We start from the raw sequence: 16,937 nt of genomic DNA, 5'->3' as shown, positions 1-16,937 counted from the left end.
ACGGGAAGCCAGTTGTACTGGCGGGCGTGTACGCGGTTGACAGCTGCCTGGCGTCGCCGAGGCGATCCGCATCTGGGATGGCGGGCCGAGTGGATGTCACAGCATCCGCAAGACTCCGAGCCGACCCCGAACAGACACGGGCCCGCCACCTCCGGGGTTTCGGAGGTGGCGGGCCCGTGGTCAGGCGGCTGGGGTTAGCTGGTGGCTCCCAAGGGTGTGGCGAGGCCGGGTGCGCGCCAGCGTTGGTTGTTGCCGTAGGCGCAGTCGAACAGCTCCAGTTGGTTGCCGTTGTTGGTGCGGCCGTACGGCACGTCGAGGCAGCGGCCGGATTGCGGGTTGTAGAAGCCGCCGGTTGCCGTGGGGAGCCACTGCTGGTTGTAGGCGCCGGTGGCGCAGGTCCACAGGATGATCGGGGTGCCGTTGGCAGTGCCGCCTCCTGCGATGTCAACGCACTTTCCGCCGATGCGAATTTCACCGGCCTCGGTGATGACGAACCTCTGAGCAGGGTCGTCGTCGGTGTTGCTGCAGTCCCAGATGTGGATGCGGTTGCCGTCGGTGCTGGTGCCACCGGGGTTGTCTGCGCACTTGGCGGAGTCCAGCGCGGTGACGAGCTTGGTGCCGTTTGCGGTGGGGACGGTGGAGTGGTTGTAGACGGAGACGTTGCTGATGCCGCCTTCGAAGAAGGACGACGGCTTGCTCGCGGTCTTGTAGCGGCCCATGACCAGGGGGCCGGTGGCGTTCCATGCGTTGGTTTTGGCGTGGTGGCCGGTGCCGGCCAGGGTGCCGTTGACATAGAGGGCGATCAGGCCCGTCCGGTCGTCGTAGGTGGCCGTGAGCTGGGTCCAAACCGCGGACTGGACCTTGGCGGCATCGTTCATGACGATCGTCTGGTCGTAGTCCCAGCCGTCGTCGTCCCTCTTGGACATACCGAACCGCCAGGTGCCGTCCTGGTCGTGCCAGATCATGAACCCGCTGGCGTGTTGCCCGTCCTGGCTGAGGACGACGCCGGTGGCCTTCTTGGACTTGGCCCAGGCGGAGACGGTGAAGCTGCGGGTGGTGTCGACGGCAGGCTTGGCAGCGGTGACCGTGCCGGTGGTGCCATCGAAGTTGACCACGACGGTGCCCGCGCCGTTGATGGTGTCAGCCGCCCAGTTGGCGCCGGTGGTGCTGAGGGTGGCGTTGTTTCGGCCGCGCAGGTCGGCAGCGATGATGCTCTTGTCTTCGTTCATCTTCCAGTGGGCGGTGGAGATGCGGGCGTCGCCCATGGTGTGGCCAGCGGCGAACCCGGTGACCTTGCCGGAGGCGGCGACGCCGTTCCAGGTGCGCAGCCGGTGGAGGCTGTCAAGGGCCCAAAGGTCGGGGATGCCGTCGGCGCTGGTGTCGCCGGAGGTGCCGACGACGGGGTGGGTGGTGGCCTTGACGCCGGAGCTGATCTTGGTGCGCTTGGTGTGGTCGCCGAGGGCTGCGGGGTTCCCGGCGACGTTGGCGTACTGGTAGATGTCGCCGGTGGTGTTGTCGCGGGCCCAGACGTCGGGGAGGCCGTCGCCGGTGGCGTCACCGGGGGCGATGAGCGTGAGGTTGTCCCAACCCGTGGGGCTGAGGACGAGCACGACAGGGTCCCGTACCTCACCGGTCGTACCGGTGCCCTGGAACAACATCAATGCGCTGTTCGTACCGTCGCTCTCCACGGTGATCAGGTCGTTCCGAGGCTTGACGTCGCCCGCTTCCGGCAGTGCGTCACCGACGGCGAGGATCTGCTTGACCCGTGTCCAGGTGCCCGCGTACTCGGCGCCACAGGGCTGGCCCGTGGCGGCGACGCGACACTCTTCTGCGCCAGGCCGCAGGACATCCGCGGCCTTCATTTTGCTGTAGTAGAGACCGCCGTTGGCTTCGAGTCCGCCTTGAGTGAGGGAGTTGCGGTAGAGCCTGAGCTGTCCGTCGCGGTATGTCCATAGATCGTCGATGCGGATGCCGTTGCCGCCACGGTGGGTGATCAGGGTGCCGTTGCCCCAGCTCTTGCCGTCGGGGCTGTTGGCTGCGTTGGAGGCAACGACGCCAGCGGCTGCGGGGTCGGTGGCGGTCGGGTAGACGATGAGGTCGCCGTTGTCGGCGGGTGCGATGAAGTCGACGCGTTCGTCGCCGGTGATGTCGCCGAGGGTGGTCTTGGCGTTCGGGTTGTCGGGGACGTAGAAGGTGTACGTCTGCTGCTGCGAGCGGTTGCCGGCTCGGTCCACGGACTGGACGCGCAGGATGTTGGTGCCCCAGGTCGTGGGAGTCAGCGGGATGGCTGCGCTGCCGTCTGCAGCGGGGTCGACGCGGTTGGCGCCGCCGACGGGGATGTTCGAGTTAAAGGCCCACTCGTAGTACAGGACACCGCTGGTGGCGTCGGTGGACTTCACGGTGAAGGTGCCGGGCTGGCCGATGTGCTTGGTGGAGCCGGGCAGGGTGCCGGAGGGCGGGTACTCGGCCGAGGTGACAACCGGTACCGAGGGCGGTTGGGTGTCCATGGAGAAGGTGCAGCCGGTGACCCAGGCGGATGCCATGTCCCCGTCGCCACCCTGGATGCGCCAGTAGTACGTGTGCCCATCAACCAGGTTCTCGGGATACGCGGCGGCGACGTGGGTGCCGGTGGCCTGGTCGCGCCATCCGCTGTCGTAGACGAGAACGTCGCCGGCCGCGTCGTAGACGAAGAAATGGGCGTCGTTGGGCTGCTCGTCCGGGTCGCCGATCCAGGCGCTGATGTTGAATCCGCCGTAGCCGGTGGCGCCAATCCAGCCGCAGCCGTCGCCGTTCGGGTTCTGCGGCGCGGGGGACATGGCGAGGGCCCACGGGTTGTACGGGGGCCGGTTGTACTCGATGTACAGGAAGGGCAGGTTGTTCTTGTCGCGGGTGAACCGTTTGAAGGAGTTGTTGCTGCTGCTCTTGGCCTCGTTGGAGGCGAAGAGGCCGTAGGTGAGGCTGCCGCGCCATTCGTTCGCGGCGAGGTGGTCGCGTACGTCCCACTCACCACGCGTGGTGGAGCCAGGGCAGCCGGAGCCGCCCGCGCTGTTGAGGGAGGTGGTGCGCAGGACCTCCCAGTCGCGGGGCTGGGTGTTCCAGGTGATGTCGGAGAGCAGCGGTTCGGTGGAGTGCAGGTCCACGTTGTACGTGTTGCCGCAGGTGGCGTCGGCTGCGTACGACTGGGTCGCGAAGAAGGACGCCTTCTTGATGCTCTTGTCGCGCAGGTCGCTGGTGTCGAGCTGGACGTAGTAGCGCTCCAGGCCCGTCCTGGTGCGCCAGCGCTGGTAGCCGACGCCCGGGTCGTAGGTGTCGCCGTAGTCGTCGTAGTTGACGGTGGTGGGGTAGGCCTCCTGGACCCAGGCCCAGTGTTGGGTGCCGCGGCTGGTGGGCGTCCAGGCCGGGTCGATGTAGACCGGGTAGGCGGTAGCGGGGTCGGTCAGGAAGGCCTGGTCCGGGGTGAGGGCGAGTGAGTCCTTGCCCAGGTCGGCCTGGAGCCGGGTGACCTTGGCGGAGTCGCCCGGGCCGTCGCTGTCCGAGGCCGACTTGACCGGCTCGTCGTCCGCGCTCTCGGAAGCGGTGGCCGCCTGGGAGAACGCGCCGACGCTCGATGGCTTGGCGAGGGGGGCCTGGACGGGGGCTGTGGAGTCCCACATGGTCGGGGTCGGCGCGTGGAAGACCGTACGGCCAGAGGCGTCGGTGGCCTTCAGGTTGCCGTTGGCGTCGGCGGAGACGGTGACGCCCTGGCCCTTGAGGCCCGTGGTCAGCTTGGCGAGCTTCGGGTGCTTGGCGGCCTCGGCGGACTTGACGACGAGGATTTGGGAGATGCCGCCGCCCTCGTCGGCCGTCACCTTGAGGTCCGTGCCCGGGACCACCTCGCGGTAGACGGCGCTGGCACCTTCAAGCGTGGGTACGGGAAGCGGATCCGGCCAGCTCAGCAGGAGCTGTTTGCCGTCCTGGTCCAGAGTGGCAAGCGGTGTGGTGCCGCCGCCGGACAGGGCCAGGCCGCTCATCGAGGCCTTCGGACGGAGCGTGCCGTCGGCCGCCTTGACTAGCGTTGCGTCCAGATCGGCCCACTTGCCGTCGCGCTTGGTGCGCAAGGGGGCGACGCTGCGGGTCAGGCCCAGTGTGCCGTCCGGGTTGGCCACCACGGTGTCGGTCTCGGTCGTCGCGGCCGGCACGGGCACGGGCTTCCCGGTGCGCTTGGCCTCCGCGAGCGCGGCGTTCTCCGCCCGCTCCCGTTCGGTCGTCGGCCGCTCCGGCGGTGTCTGAGCGGCCGGTGCGGTCGGCTTGTCCACTGCCGCGGCGCTCGGTGCCGCGCCGACGGATGTGACGGACAGGGCCAGGGCGACCAGTCCTGCCAGCGCGACCGGCCGACGGGCCGGTCGCATTCTTCGCAGTATTCCCCCCACGGGAACTCCCCAGTGTGATCGTTTCCGACAACTGGGCCCGAACGCTAACAGCCCATGCGATCAGGCCGCCTGCGATTGGGAATTCGGAACTCGATATTCCTGGTAACTATTTCGCAGGATCGTGATAAATCGATCGCCGCAATCAAGCCATCGCGCAAGGGAACGGTCGGATTTCAGGCAATCTTCGAAACTTCGCAGGCGGGGTGGAGGTGTCTTGTCCGGATTGGTTCATGTATTGCGAACGGTCAACAGGCTAGGCTCTCGGGCCAATTGATCCACTCGGCGACCGTGGGGGGAATGCCGTGTCGGTACCAGCGGCTGGACTTCGAGCGATGAGAAGAAACTCGAAGATCAAACAGCGCATCGCAGTTCCACTGTTAGTTGCACTCTCGCTGCTCGTCGGGTCGGGCACTGCCCAGGCCGCGCAGTGGCAGCCAAAGGATCAACGCCGCTGGTCACCGGGCGCATTGAAGAAGACTGAGTCGGTCTCTGGGAAGAACGCTCCGAAAGGTGATCCGAAGATCCTTAAGGGTGACAGTGCCGCAGCCTGGCGCCCGAAGGACGTGTACTGGCCGCCTGCTTCTCAGGCCGAGGTGGATCTTGGTGCTCCACCACCTGCTGCTCCGCGCGGTTCGCTTCTCACCGCGCCGGCACCATCCGGTGTACCGGCGGCTCCCACCGCCGACCCAAGCCGCGCGGGCGCTGCTCCCGTCTGGGTGAGCCCCGCGTCGGCCAAGGACGCTCCGCGCGCAGGCAAGGCCGCCGTACAGCTCAAGGACAAGGCCGCCGCCGAGAAAGCCGGCATCCAGGGCCTGCTGCTCGCAGTACGTCCGGCCGGGGAATCGGTGAAGGCCGGTCCGGTCAAGGTCTCGGTGGACGTATCGCACATCGCGGGCGCCTTTGGCGGTGACTGGCTCTACCGGACCCGCCTGGTCACACTGCCGCAATGCGCCCTGACCACCCCGGAGCGTGCGGAGTGCCGTAAGCAAACACCGGTTACCACCGTCAGGGACGGAGACCGGGCCGGGCTGCTCAGTGCGGAAGTACCCCTCAAGGACGGCTCCGCAGCCGAGGGCGCGCGCACGAATGTTGCTTCTGCTGCTACAGGCGGAGCTACGGTGCTCGGCGTGACGAGTACGCCAGGCGGCCCTGCCGGCACGTACGCCGCCACCAGCCTGGCACCTTCGGGCAAGTGGACCAGCGGCGGGAACGCCGGTGGCTTCTCCTGGTCGTACCCGATCGCCGTACCGGATGGACTGGGCGGCACCAAGCCCACCATCGAGCTCTCCTACAGCTCTCAGGCCGTGGATGGCCGCACCGCAGCGACGAACAACCAGGCCTCATGGATCGGAGAGGGCTGGGACTACTCGCCCGGCTTTGTCGAGCGGACCTTCAAGCCGTGCGCCAAGGACGGGCAGGCCGACTCCAGCGAGCAGTGTCTGGCCGGCCACAATGCGACGGTCTCCCTGAACGGCAAGTCCTCGACCCTGGTGCGCGACGACACGTCCGGCACCTGGCGGCTCGAGAATGACGACGCCTCGAAGGTCGAAAAGCTGACCGGCGCGACCAACGGGGACAACAACGGCGAGTACTGGAAGATCACCACCCCTGACGGGACCCAGCACTACTTCGGCGTCGGCCGTAAGCCCGGCAGCACCACCGCACCTGCCACCAACTCCGCTTGGACCACTCCTGTCTACGGCAACAACGCGGGCGAGGAATGCAACAAGTCCACCTTCGCCGCGTCGTGGTGCATGCAGGCCTGGCGCTGGAACCTCGACTTCGTCGTCGACCCGCGCGGTGGCGTGACCACCCACTGGTACGACACGGAGACCAACCGATACAAGCGAGGGGTCTCGGCCGAGACCCCGGACGGCACGCTCACTTCGTACATTCGTGGCGGCACCCTCGCCAAGATCACCTACGGCTCGAAGCTGGCCGATGCCGACACGGTCAAGCCGACCGCCCAGGTCATCTTCGGCACCTCCGAGCGGTGCCTTCCGGAGAAGGACGTCTTCGACTGCGCTCCGGCGAAGCTGACCAAGGCAAACGCCACCAAGTGGCCGGATGTCCCCTTCGACCAGAACTGCGGGACCACGGGCGTCTGCGAGAACTACTCCGCAACCTTCTGGACCACCAAGCGCCTCACCACGATCAGCACGCAGGTCCTCAACACTGCCGGCGGTTACGACAACGTCGACTCCTACGAGCTCACACACGAGTTGAACAACCCGTGGGACGGTACAGCCCCGTCTCTGTGGCTGGCCTCGCTGACCCGTACCGGGCATGATGGGGCGACCGCGCTCCCCAGTAAGCCGGTCATCTTCTACGGCAAGCTGCTGAACAACCGCGTTGATTCCAGCATCGACAACCGGCCGGCCATGAACCGGTACCGCATCCGCGCGATCGTCTCCGAGACCGGCCAGGTCACGGACGTCGGCTACGCCGACCCGGACTGCGCGCCGGGCGCCGGGCTCCCGTCCTCGAAGGACGGGAACACCACCCGCTGCTTCCCGGTCTACTGGAACCCGGACGAGAAGAGCCCGCTCGACCCGAACCTGGACTGGTTCCACAAGTACGTCGTCACCCGCGTCACCGAGCTCGACAACTTCAGCGGCTCACGTCCGCAGGAGGTCCGCTACGAATACGTCGGCGGCGCCGCGTGGCATCGAGATGACGAGGAACTGACCGAGGACAAGCGCCGCACCTGGAACCAGTTCCGCGGCTACGAACAGGTCATCACCCGCGCCGGCACCGCCCCCGACCCCGTCTCCAAGACCGCGACCTTCTACCTGCGCGGCATGGACGGCGACGTCAAGGCCGATACCACCAAGCGCACCGCCACCTTCACCGGTCTGGCGGGGAACACGGTCAAGGACTCCGACCCGCTCGCCGGCACGGTCCGAGAGACCCAGACCTTCGCTTCCGACGGCGGCGAACTCGTCGCCGTCTCCCAAAACGAACCCTGGCTCTCCAAGGTCACATCCACCCACAGCCGCGGCACCAAGCTCCCCGCGCTCACCGCCCAGATGCAGCGCGAGGGTTCCTCCCGCGAGAAGAAGCTGCGCGCCGACAAGACCTGGCAGACCACCTCGGAGACCGTCAAGTACGACGAGACCTACGGCATGGAGGAATGGACCCGGGACCAGGCGGACGGGCTTCCGGACACCTGCACCACTACCTCCTACGCACGCAACACCGCCGCCTGGATGATCGACCGCGTCGCCGAGACCATCCAGATCCAGAGCAGTGACTGCGCCGCCACCGCGACCGAGGCAAACACCCTCAGCCGTAACCGAACGTCCTACGACGGACAGGCCCACGGCACCCTGAACGGCCCCGGCCAGGTCACCAGCACCGAGGAACTCGACCGCTTCGAAGCCGCCCAGCCCAAGTACACGGTCAACTCAACCCTCGCCCACGACGCATACGGGCGCGTCACCAGCAGCACCGACGCGGCAGGGGCCAAGACCACGACGACCTACGAACCGGCCGCACCGGCACGCGCCACCACCATCAAGGTCACCAACGCCAAGGACTGGACGACCACCACCACCCTGCACCCCCTGCGTGGCACACCCGTCAAGACGGTGGACCACAACAACCGCACCACCGAAGCGACCTACGACGCACTGGGCCGAACCACCGCCGTCTGGCAACCGGGCCGCGCCCCCAGCGACAGCGCCAGCAAGGTGTTCACCTACGACCTCACCAACACCGGCACCAGCTCCGTCAGCACCCAAACTCTCCGGTCCAACGGATCGTACGCGACCTCGATCAGCATCCTCGACGGGCTGGGACAGCAGATACAGGTCCAGGCGGACCCACAGATCGAGGCCGTCGGCCGCCGCCTGATCACCGACACCTGGTACGACAGCCACGGACGTGCCGTCAAAACCAACAACACCTACGTCAACGCAGACTCCGCCCCGGTGAAGACCCGCTTCCTCGCCGACGAGAACATGGTCCCCGCGACGAACACCACGCTCTACGACGGCCTCGGACGCGCAGTCGCCAACGTGTTCTCCTCCAAGGCCCAGGAACAGTGGCGCACCGTCACCACCTATCCCGGAGCCGACCGCACCGACACCACCCCGCCCAAGGGAGAAAGCGCGAGCAGCGTCGTCACCGACGCCCAAGGCCGCACCGTCGAGCGGCGCAAGTACAAAATCGGCACGCCCGAAGGCGAATACGACACCACCCGCTACGCCTACAACACCGACGGCAAGCTCACCCGGATCACCGACCCGGCCGGCAACGCCTGGACCTACGAGTACGACCTCCACGGACGCCAGACCCGCTCGGTGGACCCGGACAAGGGCACGTCCACGGTCACCTACGACGCCGCCGACCGGCCCGCGTCCACCACGGACGCCCGCGGCACGACGGTCTTCACCAGCTACGACATCCTCGGCCGCCCGACGTCCCGAAACCAGAACACCATCGACGGACCCAAACTGGCGACCTACGAGTACGACACCCTGCTCCCCGGCCAGCCGACCGCCTCGACCAGCTGGGTGGACGGCAAGCCCTGGCGCCAGGAGACCACCGGCTACGACATCGGCTACCGGCCCACCGGCACCAAGCTGACCGTCCCGGCCGGCGAAGGAGCCCTCACCGGCACCTACACCTCCACCACCACCTACAACCCCATCACCGGACTGGAACAACGCACCGACCTGCCCGCAGCCGGCGGCCTGCCGCTCGAGAAACTCAGGACCAGCCGCAACGCCAACGGCCTGCCCCTCTCCTACGGCTCGGACAACGTCAATTACGTCAACTTCACCGACTACGACGAACTCGGCCAGGTCCGGCGCACAACCTTCGGCGACGACCCCAAGCAGGTGAGCTTCACAAACACTCTCGACCCGGCGACCGGCCGCCTCTTGCGCACCCAGCTCAACAAGCAGGACTGGGCCGACCAGGTCGACAGCACGGACTACACCTACACCCCGGCAGGCGACGTCACCTCGGTCACCCACATGCAGAACGTCACACGTGAAACCCAGTGCTTCGCCTACGACCACCTCCGCCGCCTGACCCAGGCCTGGACCGACACCGGAACCACCACCACCCAGCCCGGCCCGTCCGTCCCCGGCATCGGCAACTGCACCAACATCACGCCCCAGCCTGGGAAGATCGGAGGCCCGGCCCCGTACCACCAGTCCTTCACGTACGACGTGACCGGCAACCGGACCACCTCCACCGACTACGACCCGGCAGGAGATGCCGCCAAGACCGTCACCAACACCCACACCTACCCGTCCCCGGGCTCCCCGCGTCCCCACGCCCCGACCTCCACCACCAGGAAGACGGGCAGCGCACCGGCGGTCACGAGCGACATCACGTACGACGACACGGGCAACACGCTCACCCGTCCCGGTGCCCCGGGATCCACCCAGTCCTTGACCTGGACGCCCGAGGGTAAACTCGCCTCGGCCACGACCCAGGCGGGCACCTCCACATACGCCTACGACGCCTCCGGCAACCGCCTGCTCCGCAAGGACCCCGGCAAAACCACCCTCTACCTCGGCTCGACCGAGCTCACCCTCAACACTGCGGCCAACACGGTCACCGGCACCCGCTACTACGCCACACCCGGCGGCACCACCATCGTCCGCACCTCCGACGGCAAGGTCTCCTACGTCGCCGCAGACCACCACAACACCGGCACCACCGACATCGACGCAGCCACCCTCCAGGTCCAGCGCCGCGCCACCAAGCCGTTCGGCGAGGACCGAGGCGCGCCGCCGGCCGCCTGGCCAGGCGAACGCGGCTTCGTCGGAGGCACCCAGGACAAGACCACAGGCCTTACCCACCTCGGAGCACGCGAGTACGACCCGGTCCTCGGCCGCTTCATCTCGGTAGACCCGCTGATGATCCTGGACGACCCCCGCCAGCACAACGCCTACCAGTACGCCAACAACAGCCCCCTCACCGAGTCGGACCCGACCGGCAAAGCCCTCGAAGAGTGCAAGAGCGGCATGTACACCTGCACCAACGCCGGCACTAAGCCCACCGGATACGGAAACAACTACGAACGAGAAGTCACCAGCAGCGGCGGAACACTCTCTCCCGAGTACCTGGAGCAGAAGAGACGCAGCAGCTATGCGTGCCGCAAAGACCCCGACTGCAAGAAGTACCGCGGAACATCGAAGTCCTCGACTACTAAGCCGGAGAAGAAGACTCTTTGGGCGTCGCTCAAGAGGGGGCTGAATTCTAAGTGGGAGGGTGTCAAGAACTCGACTGTCGGCCAGTGGGTCGGAGACCATTGGGAGGACATCAAGCTGGTCTCGACCGTCGTTGGGTTCGGCGTGTGCATCGTGGCCACTGTTGGCACATGCATGGCGGTAGGAGCTGGTATAGCTCTTGGAAAGTTCGGCGGCGATTGGATCGCGACCGGGCAGGCTGATGTGAACGCGCTAGCCAAGGACCTGGCGTGGGTGAGCGTTGGCGGAGGAACCGCGGCAGCGTTCGGAAGGGCCTTCGGTGGGGCTTCTACGTGGTCACAGGCGTACCACACCAGCGCTTTCGTCCGAGGGCCGTCGGTACGCATGGTCCAGCCAGCCAACAGTACGCGGCATGCGGTAATGCATCAGACCACCCGCATGAAGTGGGGTGACTCGTATGCCAACATGAGCGTCAACGCTGGGTTCAACACGATGTTCTGCGGCTCTGGTAGTGCGAGCCTCGGCTCCTACGGAGGGGCCTGCTAGCAGAGCAGTACACCCTGGGATGATGGGCCCCTCCTGGCGCTGTGCGCCGGGAGGGGCCCCTACAAGGAAGGCGCAGCGGTGCACAGAGAACGTCGGACAGTTCTGCGTCGGAAGACCTTCGTATCCCTGTCTGTGGTCTTTACGGCGCTGCTCGGGGCGTTCGCCGCAGGGGCCTTGGTGAGCATGGCGGACAGCGGGCCTGACAAGGACGCGCTCACTGTCATGGCTGCCATGCTGGGAGGGATCGCGTTCATTCGGCGGATCACAGGGTCGCGCATTGTGCTCGAGAAGGAAGTCGTGTCCGTAGTTAACCCGGTGTTCACCCATGATGTGCCCTATCGTCAGGTGGCAAGGGTGGCGCCCGACAGTGGGGGAACCCTGACCATCACCACGACGCGTGCCGTCGCGATCGGATCTTTCGGATTCGCTGGCTCAATCACCGACCACTTTGTCGGCTCCACTGACCGAGCCGTGTCCCAGATCAAGGCTGGCCTCTTGGAGCGACGCCATCTGAGCGAAGACTCACCCGTAGTCCGGCGCTACACACGGGCATGGGTTGCTGACGGTTGCGCTGTTGCGATGCTCGTGTGCATCGTTCTCGCTGTCACCGCAAGTGGCTGACTACGAGTCTGACGGAGATGGAAGGCGCTGAGAAGGGGGCCTGAGGTTTTGCTGGACGGACTCGCTCATCCGTGGTTGACCTGGCCCAGGAGAGAGAACGTCCCGGCAGAAGATCAAACCAGTTCGGGACGCCCGGCCCGGCTTCAGTCGAGGGTGATGGGGCCGTCCGGGAGCCAGCCGTCAAGGTAGCCGTTGGTGAGGTTCGACGTGTCTTGGAGGAGCCGGCCAGCAAGGTGACTGTCGAGGTGGAGCCGTGAGATCCACATGACGGTCTTGCCGGCGGGCGGGAAGTCTGTCCGGGCGATGAAGTAGTGCACGTCCGTACGTCGGCCCGCTTCGGGTCTGCTCCATCGGCGTCCTGTGACGGCGCCCCACCGGATCTCGGATGTGCCCATGAGATCGAGGGCGAGGGCGGAGGCGGTGTGGGTGTAGGACCCGCGAAGGGGCACCTCGCGTTCGGGCAGCGCCCAGGTCTGGGGCCGAGGAGGTGTGGGGCGGACAAGCGCGATCAGTTCGTCGCTGTCGATCACGATCAGCCGAACGAGCCTTCGCAGGCGCGGTGCGGGAAAGTCCATGCCAGACAGCCTGCGGTCCGGCTGGTTGAGTAGCCAGGCGAGTGGTCCGTGTGGCGGATTGCCTGTGTGGGTGTGCATGTCAATGGGGGAAGCGATCTTCGCTGGGGTGGGAAGGCCGTATGCCCGGTTAGTCGTCGCTACTGGTCAGGGCCACTCGTGAACAGCCCACAGACGACAGTTCGCGAGTAGCTCTCGGGAACGTCACGAGATCCCGTCCGGTCGAAAGACCGGGCGGGATCTCGGCGTTTCGCCGACCCGCGCCAGTGGAGCCGGGCGGCCGAGTCGGGTACGGCGAAGTCGAAAACCCCATGCATCCCCCGATCATCAGGCGGCTAAACTCCGCCTGCTCGGTAACTCCCGTGATTGTCATTGGGGTCGGGCCTGCTTGGACTGGGGGGTTCATGAGCTTGTTGTCCCTGCGTGGACGTGTGCGGCACAGACGGGGGAGGGCCCGCGGGGCGGTCGTCTCGGCTGTGTTGACGTTGGCCGTTCTGGCCTCGGCCGGCGGTCAGGCCGGAGCCGCTTTCGCGGCGGCCGCGCCGCCCGCCGCGGAGGCTTCGCCGCAGACGGAGACCGCTCCGCCGGCCGTGGCCGGGCCCAAGGCGGCGCCGAAGGCGGACCCGAAGGCCGAGCACGAGGCCGCCGTTCGGGCGCTGCGGGAGAGCGGGGTGGAGGGCGCGTGTCCGGCGACGGTGGCGCCGCACACGGTCGTCGACTGTGTGGTCGACCCGTACAAGACCGTGTCCTTCGCGCTCACGCTGCCGCAGCAGAAGGACCTGGTGTTGCTGGAGGTCCTCGCCACGAGGGGTTCCGCCTATCCGAAGCTGGTCGCGCCCGACGGCGCCACGGTGACGTGCGAGAACGTCCGCGGGGCGGGGTACGGAAACGGGCTGGTGCGTTGTCCGACCAACCAGGCGGGCACGTACACCCTTGAGGTCAGGGACGGCAGCGGCACGGAGAACGGAATCTCCGTTTCGTACGTCCCGCTGCTCTCCACCACCGGGTGCAAGGCGGTGGGCGCCGCCGGCCTCAAGCTGGGTGCCCCGACCGTGTTCCCGGGCTCGCTCCCGGTCGGCTCGGCCGGTGACTGCTACGCGCCGGACGTGACCGTGAACGACGTGCTGCGCGTGCACGCGTCCTCGTACGGCGTCCTGCGGACCGTCTACGACGCCACGGGCAAGGAGGTCTGCAGCTCCAGGGACTATTCGAGCGAGGCCCTCGACTGCAAGCTCACGGGCGCCGCGCCGTTCCGCGTGACGGTCGCGCAGACCTCGGGTTCGGCCGAGACCTACGAACTCACCCTCGCGCGGCTCTCCAAGCCCGAGGGCTGTGTGGCCGTGGAGCCGCAGGCGTTCGGGGTCTCCCCGGACCTGAGTCCGACGGCGCGCTGCCGCACGCTGAAGGTCGCGCAGGCCGCCTGGTACACCTTCAGCCCGGTGTCGGGCGAGAACAGCCTGTACGGGCGGCTGTTCACGCCCGACGGCACGGAGCTGGTCGCCGGCTGCTCGCAGGGCGCCTGCGACCTGACGCCCGGTGAGTACACCTGGGTGGTCGACGCCGGGATCACCGCGGCCGGTGCGTTCGGTTTGGCCTTCCACTCCTCCAAGGAGACCCGGGGCTGCACCGCGACCCACGACAACGGCCTGGTGGCCGGTGCCGCGACCGGTACCTTCGGCGCAGCCGGGCAGAAGCTCTGCCTGACCCTGCCGACCGCCACCGGCAAGGGCGTGTACCTGCTGAACCGGCCGCCGGCGGACGGCACCGGTGTCGCCACGGTGGTCTACGACGCGGCCGGCACCAAGCAGTGCGATACGGGCGGTTCCTCGTACCACGTCTGCAAGCTGACGGGCACCGCCCCGTTCCGCGCGGTGCTGAGCGGCGATGCGGCCAAGGCGTACGCCCTGGTGGTCCACCGGACCGGCGAGACCGCCGGCTGCGCCGTCTGGCAGCAGACCGGGTTCGACGGTTCCTGGGGCGCGGAAGTGCCGCTCGGCGCGGGCGTGTACCAGCAGTGCCTGAGCCTGCCGGCCGACAAGCACTCCGCCGCCGAGATGGTCGACTACACGAACCTCCAGAACAAGGTGAACGGCTCGGTCCAGCTGGTCGACCCGGCGGGGACCACGGCATGCTCGACGGTCGGCAGTTCGACGACGACGTGCGTGCTCACCCCTGGTGTCCCGTACACCGCCATGGTGCTCTTCAGCGGGTGGGGATCGGACACCTACAAGCTGGTCCGTCGTGACATCTCGCCGACCGCGAAGTGCACGGCCCCGGCCTCGACCGCGGTCGGTGGCCAGTCCGTCGGGTTCGATCTGACCTCGGCGCTGGACGCCCGTTGCGTCCGGGTCACCGGTGCCGCCACGGACAAGTTCTGGCTGGCCGAGCGGACGCTCGGGCAGCCCCGGTACGAGCCCTCGGCGCTGGCGATGGTCGTCGACGCCGACGGCAAGCACGTCTGCCGGCAGTGGGGCGTTTCGTGCCGGGTCACCGGCTCGACCTCGTACGTCGTGATCGTCCTCGCCTCCGGGTACAAGGACAAGCCCATCCACACCAACGTGGACACCTGGAAGGTCGGCACCGCGGCCGGGTGGGCACCGGAGTGCACCGCCAACCGGATCTCCGTGGACGGCTTCCCGGCGCGCAGCGGCACGCTCACCGAGGCCGCGACCGGTTACTGCGCGGTGCTCGACATGAAGCCCTCGCAGGCCTTCAACGTCGTCGGCACGAGCAGTGCCACGAGCTACCCGCAGACCCCGGACATCGAGCTGGTGAGCGGCGCCCTGTGGACCAGCACCAGCCTGGAGTACCAGTGCGGCAGCTCGTACGGCGTGTTCGGCGCCCGGTGCCAGGCGGGCCACAGCGTCGCGCCCGAGCAGGTCGTCATGATCCTGAGCGCTGCCAAGACGGCCACACCGGTCGAATACAGCATGCAGGGACTCTGCGACAGCGGATGCACTCGCCCGCCGAGCCCCCTGCCGACCTCCATCAGCCCCGCCACCGGCGCCGCCGGGACGCAGACCCAGGCCGTCATCCGCGGCACCGGTCTCACCCTGGGCACCAAGGTGAAGCTGAAGTCCGACGCCACGGACGACAAGTTCATGCAGCCGGTGTCCGTGAACGCGGCCGGCACCGAGCTGACCGTTCTGGTCAACACCAACGGGCTGCAGCCCGGCAAGTACGACGTCGTCCTCGACGGCATCGGTTACACGAGTGGAGTGCCTTCTCCGGGCTACCTCCCCAAGGCCTACACGGTGACGGCTGCGACCGTCGCGTCGAAGAGTCGTTTCGTTCCGCTCACTCCGGTTCGTTTCCTGGATACCCGTGAGGGTTTGGGTGCGAAGGCGGAGCGGGTTGGTCCGGGTGGTGTGGTGACGTTGCAGGTGGCCGGTGTGAAGGGTGTTCCGGCTGCTGGTGTGACGGCCGTGGTGATGAACGTGACGGCGGTGTCGCCGACGCAGGCCGGTTTCGTGACGGTGTATCCGAACGGGCAGCCGGTTCCGACGGTGTCGAACCTGAACTTCAGGGCCGGGCAGATCGTGCCGAATCTGGTGACGGTGCCGGTGGTGAACGGGAAGGTGGACCTGCGGAACTTCGCGGGTTCGGTGGATCTCGTCGCGGATGTGACCGGCTATTACACGGACAAGGCGGACACGGGGTCGGCGCTGACGTCGATCACGCCGGCTCGTTTCCTGGACACGCGTGAGGGTCTGGGTGCGAAGGCGGGGCGGGTTGGTCCGGGTGGTGTCGTCACGCTTCAGGTGGCGGGTGTGAAGGGTGTTCCGGCTGCTGGTGTGACGGCTGTGGTGATGAACGTGACGGCGGTGTCGCCGACGCAGGCCGGTTTCGTGACGGTGTATCCGAACGGGCAGCCGGTTCCGACGGTGTCGAACCTGAACTTCGCGGCCGGGGACATCGTGCCGAATCTGGTGACGGTGCCGGTGGTGAACGGGAAGGTGGACCTGCGGAACTTCGCGGGTTCGGTGGACCTGGTCGCGGATGTGACCGGGTATTACTCGGCGAGCGGGTCGACGTTCTCCTCGGGGGCGCCGGTGCGGTTGTTGGACACGCGTGAGGGTGCCGGTGCTCGTGCCGGGGCTGTTGGTCCGGGTGGGATCGTCAGTCTGCAGGTGTCCGGTGTGGAGGGTGTGCCGTCGACGGGTGTGACCGCGGTGGTGTTGAACGTGACGGTGACCGGTCCGACGTCGTCGGGGTTCGTGACGGTGTATCCGCACGGGATCGAGCGGCCGGTGGTGTCGAACCTCAACTTCACGGCGGGGCAGACGGTGCCGAACCTGGTGGTGGTTCCGGTGGTGGACGGTCGGGTGACCTTCTACAACCACTCCGGTGACACCCACGTGATCGCCGACCTGAACGGGTACTTCACCTCCTGAACCCGATCCAGCGGTGACAGAGCAGCAAACGGCCGCGGCGGGCGGCCGTTGGCGGCGGGGGGGGGGGGGGTTTTGTGGGGCCCCGCCTCGGGGTTTGGGGGGGGGGTGGCTTTAACGGCGTTAAGGGTGGCGGCCTGGGTGGGGTGTGCGGTGGGGGTGTGGTGGGGCTGCGGTGTGGTGGTGGTGTCTGACGGGTGGGTCGGCGGCTGGGGGTCCGCCTCGGGG

General features: G+C 67.4%; 5 protein-coding genes. 3 read left to right on the top strand and 2 right to left on the bottom strand.

The genetic code is table 11. The annotated features are described in order from the left end of the window. Window positions 1–194: 194 nt before the first annotated feature. Window positions 195–4,388: a ricin-type beta-trefoil lectin domain protein gene (locus ACFV9H_RS23150; RefSeq protein ID WP_385401296.1), complete on the bottom strand. Its 4,194-nt coding sequence runs from the start codon at window positions 4,386–4,388 to the stop codon at window positions 195–197. A gap of 737 nt (window positions 4,389–5,125) precedes the next feature. Between ACFV9H_RS23150 and ACFV9H_RS23145 the strand changes: the two genes are divergently transcribed. Together ACFV9H_RS23145 and ACFV9H_RS23140 are read left to right on the top strand one after the other, a co-directional pair. Continuing rightward, complete coding sequence (locus tag ACFV9H_RS23145) at window positions 5,126–11,125, top strand: RHS repeat-associated core domain-containing protein (RefSeq protein WP_385401293.1); 6,000 nt, start codon at window positions 5,126–5,128, stop codon at window positions 11,123–11,125. 177 nt (window positions 11,126–11,302) lie between these two features. Beyond that, window positions 11,303–11,746 (top strand): hypothetical protein, encoded by a 444-nt coding sequence (locus ACFV9H_RS23140; RefSeq protein WP_385401290.1) that lies wholly within the window; start codon window positions 11,303–11,305, stop codon window positions 11,744–11,746. A gap of 143 nt (window positions 11,747–11,889) precedes the next feature. Here the strand turns inward: ACFV9H_RS23140 and ACFV9H_RS23135 are convergent, their stop codons facing one another. Next, window positions 11,890–12,321, bottom strand: a complete 432-nt coding sequence (locus tag ACFV9H_RS23135) for a hypothetical protein (protein ID WP_385401287.1) — start codon at window positions 12,319–12,321, stop codon at window positions 11,890–11,892. 476 nt (window positions 12,322–12,797) lie between these two features. Between ACFV9H_RS23135 and ACFV9H_RS23130 the strand changes: the two genes are divergently transcribed. Beyond that, on the top strand, window positions 12,798–16,712 hold the full coding sequence (locus tag ACFV9H_RS23130) for a hypothetical protein (protein WP_385401285.1): 3,915 nt from the start codon (window positions 12,798–12,800) through the stop codon (window positions 16,710–16,712). Window positions 16,713–16,937 lie beyond the last annotated feature (225 nt).

Origin of the sequence: Streptomyces sp. NPDC059874, assembly GCF_042731135.1 — a bacterium.
Taxonomy (GTDB): domain Bacteria; phylum Actinomycetota; class Actinomycetes; order Streptomycetales; family Streptomycetaceae; genus Streptomyces.
This window is presented reverse-complemented; position numbering and strand designations above follow the sequence as displayed.

What these genes read in the sequence shown, in the direction of transcription:
- ACFV9H_RS23150 (WP_385401296.1), bottom strand. Translation starts at nt 4,388, where the DNA reads ATGCGACCGGCCCGTCGGCCGGTCGCGCTGGCAGGACTGGTCGCCCTG.
- ACFV9H_RS23135 (WP_385401287.1), bottom strand. Translation starts at nt 12,321, where the DNA reads ATGGACTTTCCCGCACCGCGCCTGCGAAGGCTCGTTCGGCTGATCGTG.